Source organism: Waterburya sp., from assembly GCF_058530065.1.
In genome coordinates, this window is sequence record NZ_JBZNBU010000063.1 from 1 (window position 1) to 10,065 (window position 10,065).

The following is a 10,065-nucleotide window of genomic DNA, read 5'->3' on the forward strand; positions in this document are numbered from 1 at the left end:
TAAAGGTAAAGTGGCATTAATATCAAATAAACCGCCTTCAGCTTCAGCAGCAACATCAGCTGCCGCTAAAAAAATAGTCCAATATGTCATTGTATTTAACCCTGTTTTTTTTGCCTAGATTAGTAACCAAATACTAATTTTTAAATCGAATTAGTGGAGACATTCTTTGGCTTAGAATGCTCGACGGTTTGTTGGCTATAAATCTTATGTTGATAGGGCGTAAATTCCATAGCCTAAACTATAAAACGCCCCTAATATAAATTGTCCGCCCGAACGATATCAGATTTAATAGGGTTCGGGCAGCAAAAAATCTCTTAGGAGAAGGGGTTAGCAAATAACAATACTAAAGATACTACTAGACCATAGATAGTTAACGCTTCCATAAACGCCAAACTAAGAAGTAGAGTACCGCGAATTTTACCTTCTGCTTCGGGTTGACGAGCAATACCTTCTACAGCTTGACCAGCAGCATTACCTTGACCGATACCAGGGCCAATTGCGCCTAGACCTACAGCAAGGGCAGCAGCGACGACAGATGCAGCAGCAACTAAGGGTTCCATGTTTTTTTTCCTTTTAAACTAAATGTGAGTTAACAAATAAATAAAACGATCGGCTTTTACGTGCGATCGCAAACTAGTAACTAGTCTGCGTGTATTGGGTGACGACCAACCCAATACCACCAACGAACATGACTATTCGTGGTGTTCCTCTAATGCTTCGCCAATATAGGCAGCCGCTAGAGTCGCAAAAATAAGTGCTTGAATCGCGCTTAAAAATAGTCCCAAAACCATCAACGGCAGAGGTACGAAAAGAGGAACGAGAAGTACCAATACAGCGACTACTAGTTCATCTGCCAGGATGTTTCCGAAAAGACGGAAGCTGAGGGACAAAGGTTTTGTAAAATCCTCTAAAACCTTAAATGGTGCAAGAATTGGCGTTGGTTCTAGATATCCCGCAAAGTAGCCCAAGCCTTTTTTCTTGATTCCTGCATAAAAATATGCCACAGAAGTCAATAAAGCCAAAGCAACTGTTGTGTTGATATCGTTGGTGGGTGCGGCTAGTTCGCCTTCGGGAATTTCAATCAATTTCCAAGGAACTAATGCCCCAGACCAGTTAGAGACGAAAATGAATAAAAACAAAGTACCGACAAAAGGTACCCAGTCGCGATATTCTTTTTCACCGATTTGGTCTTTTGCCAAACTCCTGATGAAATCCAGTACATACTCCATAAAGTTTTGCATGCCACTGGGAATTCTCTGGATATTTCTCGACCCCAAAAATGCAGCAATTACTAGAATGGCAATTACTACCCAAGAAGCCAGAAAAACTTGACCATGTAATTTTAAACCGCCAATCTCCCAATAAAAATGCTTGCCCACTTCTAGGGAAGCTAGGGGAAATTGTACGAGAGAATTAAAATTATTTAAAATTTCCATGATTGCGATTTGTCCCCAGATATCACGCTTTGCAGCCCGTTTATTCGATCGTTGACCGTTACCTTTTCTTTACTTATTTTCTGGCATTAGGGTTGTCTGTACCACGTAAAGAATAATGGCAACTTTGTAGGTCAAAAAACCGAGAAAAATGGGTACGATTTGCAATTGTTGCTGTTGTGTAGCAACTATAATTACACCAGCAATTAGAGCCAGTCTAGTCGATCCGACTCCCTTTTTTTGAGAGCCGATTTTTTCTACTTCTCTGGCTAACATTCCTAAATAGACTATGCCGACACAAGCTCCTAACAAGTAATTGAGAGAAGTGTTTAAGCTATAAGTTATCCATACAGAAACGAAGATTATCGCTGTAAGCCCCAGAGTTACCAGTAATAAGTTTTGCTTAAGCTGATAGTACTCTGACATGGAATTATCTACTATCGTAGATGATTCTGCCGAACTTCGATCTTCTTCAGTTGTCGATGTTGGTTCGATTTGATTGCTAGACAAGATTAGACAGTTTAAATCAACTTTGGCTCGTGCTTAATGTTATGTCTGGAGTTACAGTTTTTTGAGTTAAATTTATTGCCATTCAACAGAATATCAAAAAATATTATTTTTCTTTGATTTATCGTTTAATAGATAAATAATTGAACCCGCAACATACTGTTACCCTAGTCCAGACATGAAGAATCATATCACGCTCAAGTAACAATTATTAAAAATTTCTAAATCGAGTTTCTCGGGTAAAATTACCGCTCTTGGAGATAAAAACGATCGCGAATATTGAACCCATTGACTGTCTACAGTCAGTCTTAAAACTGATGTACAATAAGTTATTGACAAAAAAATCGCCTCCTCTCTTCTAGAAATCGGGCGATCGCTTTGAATTGTTGATCGAGCTACTGTTGGTTTATGCTTTACCGATTTTCAAAACTGCCATAAATGCCTCTTGAGGCACGTCAACAGTACCGATAGACTTCATGCGCTTTTTACCTTTGGCTTGTTTCTGCAAGAGTTTTTTCTTACGAGAGATATCACCGCCATAACATTTTGCCAAGACATCTTTACGCAAAGCAGGAATGTGTTCGCTAGCGATAACCTTCGCCCCAATTGCTGCCTGAATTGGTACTTTAAATTGATGGCGAGGAATCAATTCTTTGAGTTTTTCCGTTAAAGCTCGACCGACATAATAGGCTTTATCCCGATGGACGATAGTAGAAAGAGCATCTACAGGGTCTTTATTTACCAAAATATCTAGCTTGACCAAATTATCGCTGCGATAGCCGAGCATTTGGTACTCCATACTGGCATAGCCTTTGGTGCGAGACTTCATTTGGTCGAAAAAGTCGGTAACTACCTCTGCCAAGGGCAACTCATAAACCAAACAGGTACGGTTTTGAGTAAAGTATTTCATATCTTTATATACTCCCCGTCTGGTTTGGCATAAGTCCATTAAAGTACCGACAAAATTTTCGGGAGTAATGATTTCTACTTTAATATAGGGTTCTTCAATTTTTTCTCGTTTTTGGGGATCGGGAAGCAAACTAGGATTGTCAATTTCCATTATTTCTCCTTCGATGGTAGTAACGCGATAAATTACCGAAGGAGCAGTAGTAATTAGATCGAGATTGTACTCTCTCTCCAATCTTTCTTGAACGATCTCCATATGCAACAAGCCCAGGAAACCACAACGAAAACCAAAACCCATCGCGCTAGAAGTTTCTGGCTCGTAAGAAAGAGCAGCATCGTTAAGCTTGAGTTTATCTAAAGCATCCCGTAAATCGGGATATTGGTCGGAGTCGGTGGGGAATAAACCACAGAAAACCATTGGTTTTGCTTCTGTATAACCAGGTAAAGGTTCGGGGGCAGCAGCATCTACTAAAGTGATGGTATCGCCAACCCTAGCATCTCCCACTGCTTTAATGGCAGCAGCGAAATAACCTACTTCTCCCGCATGGAGTTCTTCTACTTCAACTTGAGTGGGAGCAAGAACTCCCAACTCATCTATAACATACTCTTTTCCCGATGCCATGAGGCGCACTTTATCGCCTTTTTTGACTTTGCCATCCATAACGCGAAAATAGACAATAACTCCGCGATAGGCATCGTAATAACTGTCAAAGATCAGGGCACGTAAAGGCTCGTCTACGGTGTCTGCTGGTGGGGGTACTTGTTGGACGATTGCTTCTAAAATATCGTCTACTCCCAAGCCGATTTTTGCTGATGCTTTAATAATTTCAGTGCAATCCAAACCAACTACATCTTCGATTTCTTGCGCCACGCGATCGCATTCTGCTCCAGGCAGGTCGATTTTATTGAGAACGGGGATAATTTCTAAATCGTTTTCGAGAGCTAGATAAACATTGGCTAGGGTTTGAGCTTCTACCCCTTGGGAAGAATCTACTACCAGCAATGCACCTTCGCAAGCAGCCAAGGAACGAGATACTTCATAAGAAAAGTCTACATGACCTGGAGTGTCAATTAGGTTTAAAACATAATCTTGCCCATCTTTGGCAGTGTAGTTCATTCTGGCTGCCTGTAGCTTGATGGTAATTCCTCGCTCTCGCTCCAAATCCATATTATCGAGGAATTGTTCTTTCATCTGTCTTTGTGCCACAGTACCTGTGTCTTGGAGCATTCGATCCGCTAGGGTAGATTTACCGTGATCGATATGAGCAATAATCGAAAAGTTACGGATACGAGAGACGGGAACGTCGGTCATAAAAATTCAGTTAGTTAAAAATATTTAAAAGTTTGCTTTGGTACGGTATTCTTGAAAGCTATTACAACTACAATTGCCAACCATTGCTTAAACTATTGTAATGTGCATTTTTACAAAAATTACGAAAGTAAAGCAAGTTAGACTGGAGTTTGGTTGATTTTGAGAAACTAAATCCCAACAGGTAAAATAAAAATAAATCCCACCTAAAACCTTTTATGAATGACGATTCCATTGCAGCAGAAAAATCTTCCTCATTTTCTCCACCAAACAAATCTTCTAACCAAGATCCCTCGCTTGGTTCGGAGATAGATTCAAGGAAAGTTAGAGTATCTATCGATTTAGATTCTGAGATCTTAGAACGGATCGGACACTTAACCAACAATCCGAGTAAAATCATCGAGACTGCCATCAAACAGTGGCTCAATGGCGAAAGAGATGGAGATACCGATCTAACCCGTACTTTTCGGCGCAATCCTCCCGTACCACCTCAAGGAGAATGGAACGATTAGCCAAAATAGGGTTAAAAGATCGAGAATATTGGGAATATTTAGAGTAAAGACTAAGCTAATTCCTCTTTGCTGTAATCTATAGGTTATAGTTTCAGGGAAGAGTTTGACTAAAACTCTGTCTTAGATTATCAAATCTAGTTAACTCCCTTGCCCATGCTCCCTAGGTTTAATCCAGAACAATCTAATAGCAATACCGTTATGTCAGCCAGTGAAATACAATGGCAACAATTGGGAGCAGAATTAGTTTTTACTCAAGATATTGCAGGTAACTACTTGTCTTTTTGGTGGGCAAAAGCAGAAAAATATGGCATTCGTGATGATTTCATCAGTCAGAAAGGCGATCTCCCTATTAGTTTATTTAATACAATTTTTACTCCAGTCGATCCCCAGGCTTATTTGGATAAAATCCGCAGGGTAATTAAACGTCGCCTTCCCGAGCAGTGTTATTGTTTGTTTAAATGCGGACAAGTTTCTCATTCTTTTGAGTTGGTCATTAGTCCCATACTTTCTACTAGTAAAGAACCACAAGCAGTATTGGTGATGGGACATTTGTTAGAAGAAGCAAAAATGTTTTCTTTTGCTCAAAATGAAGCTCCAGCAGCTATTTATAGTTACCAAAAATTGTTAGAGCAAGTGGTGCGTAAAATACGCCGTAGCTTGGATTTAGAAACTATTTATCAGCAAACGGTGAATAATGTCGGTGAGACTTTTGCAGCTAGTCGCTGTTTGATTTTGGCAAATTACGATAATATCTCTCAATTAGCTGTAGAAGCTGAATATTACTGCACCGATCTTTCCAATTCCATCACTGAATATCAAATTAATTGGCAAAGAGAAGTCCATTTACAACAAGCATTAGAATCTTCATCTCCCATAGCCATCGATTTTATGGAAGAAGATGTTTTAAATCGCAAATCTAGCTTGGTAGTATCGACAAATTATCATAGTGAAGATAATGTTTTAATTTGTCTGCAACAATGCGATCGCTATCGCCATTGGACGACGGCAGAAATGGAAATGCTCAAGGAGATAGCCGAACAAGTAGACGCAGCTATTTCCCTGGCTAAGTTATACCGCGAAGTCGAACAAGCCAGCATTCAAGCGGAAGAAGCCAACCGTCTTAAAAGTGATTTTTTAGCTAATACTTCCCACGAACTACGCACTCCTTTAAACGGAATTATTGGCTTTCTCAAGCTGTTGTTAGAAGGAATGGCTGACAATGCAGAAGAACAACAAGAGTTTATTGAAGAGGCTTATAAGTCTTCGATTCATCTGTTGAATCTGATTAACGATATTTTAGATATTGCCAAGATTGAAGCGGGCAAAATGGACTTGGAGTTAAGCGAAATCGAATTAGATGAGTTATTTCATAATGTTGATAATTTAATTCGCAAGCAAGCAGAACAAAAAGGTCTATATTTGCAGTTTAAATCTCCTGCTACCATGACTCCCGTAACTCTTTATGGCAACTATCAACGCTTGCTACAAGTAATGTTAAATTTGGTAGGAAATGGAATTAAATTTACCCAAGAAGGTGGTATTGCCATTGCTGCTGAAATTAATAATAAAAAAGTCGAATCTCAGGGTCGAGAATTGCCAGGAATGGTGAAAATTAGCGTTGCCGATACGGGCATTGGGGTATCTTTGGAAAAGCAAAATAAACTATTTGAAAATTTCTATCAGGTAGATGGTTCCCGTACAAAATCCTATGGCGGTACGGGTTTAGGTTTGGCAATTTCTCAAAAATTAGTCGAAGCAATGGGCGGTAATATTTCTTTTTACAGTATGGGAGATGGTTTGGGTTCGACAGTTACTTTTAGCGTACCTTTAACTCATTTGCCTGTAATTAAAACCGCACAGTCTGATAGATGATAGTTATTAGTTATTAGTTATTAGTTATTAGTTATTAGTTATTAGTTATTAGTTATTAGTCATTAGTCACTGAAGTTCTCGAAGAAAACAGTTAAAGTACCCTAATAATGCTAGGAATACTATCGATCGCCTCTAGTTTTTTGATTTCTGCCAGTGCTTGACGGAAATTCCCTTCTTTCACGTCATGGGTGACAACAACAATTTCGGCTAAATTACCTTGAAAACCGATTTGTACCACTGATTCTAGACTGACATCGTGGTTGCCAAAACTAATTCCCAAATGACCAATTACGCCAGAAACATCTTGGCAAAGAAAGCGAGCGTAAAAACGAGTTTCTACTTCAGCTAAAGGAGTCAATTCGCTAAAATGTTCGTGAGAACAGCGCAACAGAGGATCTAGTTTTTGATGGTTATTTCCAGTTTGCAAAATAGCCACAATATTGGCAATATCTGATACTACCGCACTAGCTGTCGCACCTTTACCCGCCCCAGGGCCGTACAACATTACTTGTCCGAGGGGTTCGCCTTCTACCAAAATGGCATTGAAAACACCATTAACATTGGCTAGAGGGTGTTCTTTGGGAACTAGGGTAGGATGAACCCTAACCTGTAAAGAATCATTCTCGGTATTAGCTTTAGCGATCGCTAATAGTTTAATAACAAAATCCAAATCTTCTGCATAATTAATATCTGTCGCGCTAATTTGACGAATACCTTCGCAAGAAATATCTTCTCGTTTGATTCTGCCGCCAAAAGCGATCGCTGCTAAAATAGCAATCTTATCGGCTGCGTCGTGACCGTCCACGTCGGCAGTGGGATCTGCTTCTGCATAGCCTAATTTCTGGGCTTCTGCTAAAACTTCCTCAAAGTCTGCCCCTGCCTCAGTCATTTGAGTCAAGATATAGTTAGTCGTGCCATTAATAATTCCAATTATCGTCTGGATGCGGTTTACCCCTAGAGATTGCTTTAAAGGCTTAATAACGGGAATACCACCACCGACGGCAGCTTCTAAGAGAACATAGACCCCTGCTTGGTTGGCAGCATTAAAAATTTCTTCTCCATGACGGGCAATGACCGCTTTATTTGCCGTCACAATATGTTTGCCATTAGCTATGGCTGTGAGAATTAGCGATCGCGAAGGTTCTAATCCCCCCAGCAATTCCACTATAATCTCAATTTCAGGGTCGGTAACAATTGCTTCCAAGTCAGTAGTCAAAACCCCTGTAGGTAGTTCTGGCGACCTCGGCTTAGTTAGCGATCGCACTCCTACTTTGGTTATTTCAATTTCCCGCAGCAAATCGTTCCTTCCCGCAGGATCGAGAATAATTTCTGCCGTACCCGTACCGACTGTGCCGTATCCTAATAAACCTATTTTAAGAGTCACAACTTTTTTTGTCCTGACTGTAATACCTTATCTAGATTAACGGTAATAGGGAATCTTGGCTAATGTAATCTGCGATCGAAAAGAATAATGGAGTTAAAAGAAAAAACAAAAATCCCCTCAAGAATAGAATTACCTTGAGAGGAAATTATTAAAGTGAATCGATGATTGGAGTTTGATAAAAGCTAAAAAACACTCACTTCTGAAGGAAAAGGTTGAGTTGGTGCTGGGGCAAAGGATGTACCGTCATCGGTGATTAAACCTAAATCATAGTTGCTAGGCAATCCATCGGCAGAAACTACACCCACAATATAGTCTCCTCCGTCGAGAATAGTTGCGATCGCCTCATCGGCTGTACCCACATTTTCCGAGCTAGCAATGAGTTGTCCTTGAAGATCGAACACTCCTAAATCTACATCAGCTTCGAGATTGACTAGAACAGCGGCAAAGAGGTTAGTTTCACTGATACTGAAATGATATAAATCGATGGCATCTTGTCCGCCAATAGTTTCTAAACTAGCAATTATATTATTATCTAATTCCCCAAAGCTAATTAATGTATCTATAGTGTCCCCAGGATCGCTAATGTCGTATAAAGTCCCGTTTTCTATACCAGTTGCGGTATCAAATACACCTACTATGTTAGGTCTGATTTCTGTGTCTGTTGCTGGTAAATATGCTGCGGTAGTGTTTGCATCTAAACTATTAAAGTTGAGAAAATTATCTGTAGTGTTAAAAGTGTCACTAACGCTAGCAAAGGTGAAAGAACCAGGGTTAAAGATTGGTGGTTGTACTCCAGGAGGAAGTCCGTTAACGATAAAAGGTGTTGCCAATCGACCAAATTGTATAAAGGCTTGAGTAAAAAGTAATTCTTCTAGGAAAAAATTGGGGGAATTAACGCTGACAGGAAAGTTATTGAGGCTTTGACCGATAGCTAGTACTTGAGAAAAAGGAACTTGGGGAATAAGCATGATTTTAAATCCTTAATTAAGATTTTGTTTTCTTCTGTAGTTACTTATTTATGAATTAAATAAGGATATGCAAAAAATAATTTCTGGGAAAAAACTAATAATTAATTTGTAGGTTTTTAATGGCAACACTGCGCTCTTTAATTTGTTGCTGCAACCATTGTTGAAATTGCTCGTTTAACAAACGTTGATAGGTCAAACGGTCTAATTGGGCTGAGATTACCTTGTCAATTCTCACAATCGCCATACCATCAGCAGTAGGACAGGGAGGAAGCAATGTTCCTGGTGTTTGGTTTCTGAGTAATTGAGCAAATGCAGAGGGTAAAGAACCAAATTCTGTGGGGGCAACCATCCCATCGGTGTTGGCTGCTAAACCTTCAGAAAATTGCTGGGCTAGTTCGCTAAAAGTTTGTTCTTTTGCTTGAAGGCGAAAGTATATTTCTTGGGCTAGATGTTTGTCTTTGGTACTAATAATTGAAAATCCTACTTTATCTAATTGAGCTTTACGCTTCATGAAATAGGCTTCTGTGGTGTGACTCCACTGTTGATGCTTAAATTTCTCAATTTTTAGCTGACGAATTGCTATTTCTTGTCTATCTGTCTCACTCATTCCTCTGATAGCTGCCCATTCTGCCCTTTGGGCTGGGGTTTGAATGCCGTTTTGTCTCTCGAATATTTTGTCAGCATTAGCAATTTCTTCAGAGGTACATTCTATAGATGCGATCGCCTCATCGATAATGCTTTCTTTGATTAGTTGAGGCAACATTTGATAGCGTGTCAAGCGAGGAATAATGTCCCAAGCTGTAATGGTTTCGGTTTGAGATTGAATTGCTAAAGTCATTTTAAATATCTCCCATTTTTATTGCTTGTTGGAGATATTTATTTCTCAGTCAAATTGGGGTATGCAAAAAAGACCAATTTATTGAAAAGCTTACTCTACATTGATTTCGTTAGGAAGTTGGGAAATAAGACATTCAATCGCGGAAAAATTTCTTAGGGTTATTTTAGAGAATTGGTATAAAGAATTTTATCTATTTACAGCAGTTTTCATCTAAGTCAGGTACAGAATAGATCGTTTTAAGGCGCAAAGGACATTCGTGTGTCCGCATGCAGGCAGGGGGTAGCCCTAAAGGACTAGTTGCGGCTAACTAAACGCCTTACTTTCGGTCGAGGCAGA

9 protein-coding genes are annotated in these 10,065 nt (G+C 39.6%); 2 read left to right on the forward strand and 7 right to left on the reverse strand.

Annotation, left to right across the window (positions count from 1 at the left end):
* Positions 1-314: 314 nt before the first annotated feature.
* The 4 genes from atpE to lepA form a co-directional block, all read right to left on the reverse strand.
* Positions 315-560, reverse strand: coding sequence for an ATP synthase F0 subunit C (gene atpE, locus AC33VI_RS04175; RefSeq protein WP_491781014.1), 246 nt, complete (start codon positions 558-560; stop codon positions 315-317).
* Positions 561-692: 132 nt separating this feature from the next.
* Positions 693-1,436, reverse strand: coding sequence for a F0F1 ATP synthase subunit A (gene atpB, locus AC33VI_RS04180; RefSeq protein WP_491781015.1), 744 nt, complete (start codon positions 1,434-1,436; stop codon positions 693-695).
* Positions 1,437-1,505: 69 nt separating this feature from the next.
* Positions 1,506-1,943, reverse strand: coding sequence for an ATP synthase subunit I (locus AC33VI_RS04185; protein ID WP_491781016.1), 438 nt, complete (start codon positions 1,941-1,943; stop codon positions 1,506-1,508).
* A 403-nt stretch (positions 1,944-2,346) separates the two neighbouring features.
* On the reverse strand, positions 2,347-4,158 hold the full coding sequence (gene lepA / locus AC33VI_RS04190) for a translation elongation factor 4 (protein ID WP_491781017.1): 1,812 nt from the start codon (positions 4,156-4,158) through the stop codon (positions 2,347-2,349).
* A 215-nt stretch (positions 4,159-4,373) separates the two neighbouring features.
* On the opposite strand from lepA, the gene AC33VI_RS04195 reads away from it, so the two are divergent.
* Both AC33VI_RS04195 and AC33VI_RS04200 read left to right on the forward strand, forming a co-directional pair.
* Complete coding sequence (locus AC33VI_RS04195) at positions 4,374-4,667, forward strand: hypothetical protein (protein ID WP_491781018.1); 294 nt, start codon at positions 4,374-4,376, stop codon at positions 4,665-4,667.
* A gap of 198 nt (positions 4,668-4,865) precedes the next feature.
* The gene (locus AC33VI_RS04200) at positions 4,866-6,539 is read left to right on the forward strand and encodes a sensor histidine kinase (protein ID WP_491781019.1); all 1,674 of its coding nucleotides are present in this window, start codon (positions 4,866-4,868) and stop codon (positions 6,537-6,539) included.
* Positions 6,540-6,630: 91 nt separating this feature from the next.
* Here the strand turns inward: AC33VI_RS04200 and AC33VI_RS04205 are convergent, their stop codons facing one another.
* From AC33VI_RS04205 to AC33VI_RS04215, 3 genes are all read right to left on the reverse strand, one after another.
* Positions 6,631-7,923: a homoserine dehydrogenase gene (locus tag AC33VI_RS04205; protein ID WP_491781020.1), complete on the reverse strand. Its 1,293-nt coding sequence runs from the start codon at positions 7,921-7,923 to the stop codon at positions 6,631-6,633.
* Between the two features lie 182 nt (positions 7,924-8,105).
* A complete protein-coding gene (locus AC33VI_RS04210) occupies positions 8,106-8,891 on the reverse strand; it encodes a hypothetical protein (RefSeq protein ID WP_491781021.1) in 786 nt (261 codons plus the stop codon).
* 94 nt (positions 8,892-8,985) lie between these two features.
* Positions 8,986-9,729, reverse strand: coding sequence for a peptidylprolyl isomerase (locus tag AC33VI_RS04215; protein ID WP_491781022.1), 744 nt, complete (start codon positions 9,727-9,729; stop codon positions 8,986-8,988).
* Positions 9,730-10,065 lie beyond the last annotated feature (336 nt).

Coding starts and splice junctions, on each gene's coding strand:
- atpE (WP_491781014.1), bottom strand. CDS start 560: ATGGAACCCTTAGTTGCTGCTGCATCTGTCGTCGCTGCTGCCCTTGCT.
- atpB (WP_491781015.1), bottom strand. CDS start 1,436: ATGGAAATTTTAAATAATTTTAATTCTCTCGTACAATTTCCCCTAGCT.
- lepA (WP_491781017.1), bottom strand. CDS start 4,158: ATGACCGACGTTCCCGTCTCTCGTATCCGTAACTTTTCGATTATTGCT.
- AC33VI_RS04195 (WP_491781018.1), top strand. CDS start 4,374: ATGAATGACGATTCCATTGCAGCAGAAAAATCTTCCTCATTTTCTCCA.
- AC33VI_RS04200 (WP_491781019.1), top strand. CDS start 4,866: ATGTCAGCCAGTGAAATACAATGGCAACAATTGGGAGCAGAATTAGTT.
- AC33VI_RS04210 (WP_491781021.1), bottom strand. CDS start 8,891: ATGCTTATTCCCCAAGTTCCTTTTTCTCAAGTACTAGCTATCGGTCAA.
- AC33VI_RS04215 (WP_491781022.1), bottom strand. CDS start 9,729: ATGACTTTAGCAATTCAATCTCAAACCGAAACCATTACAGCTTGGGAC.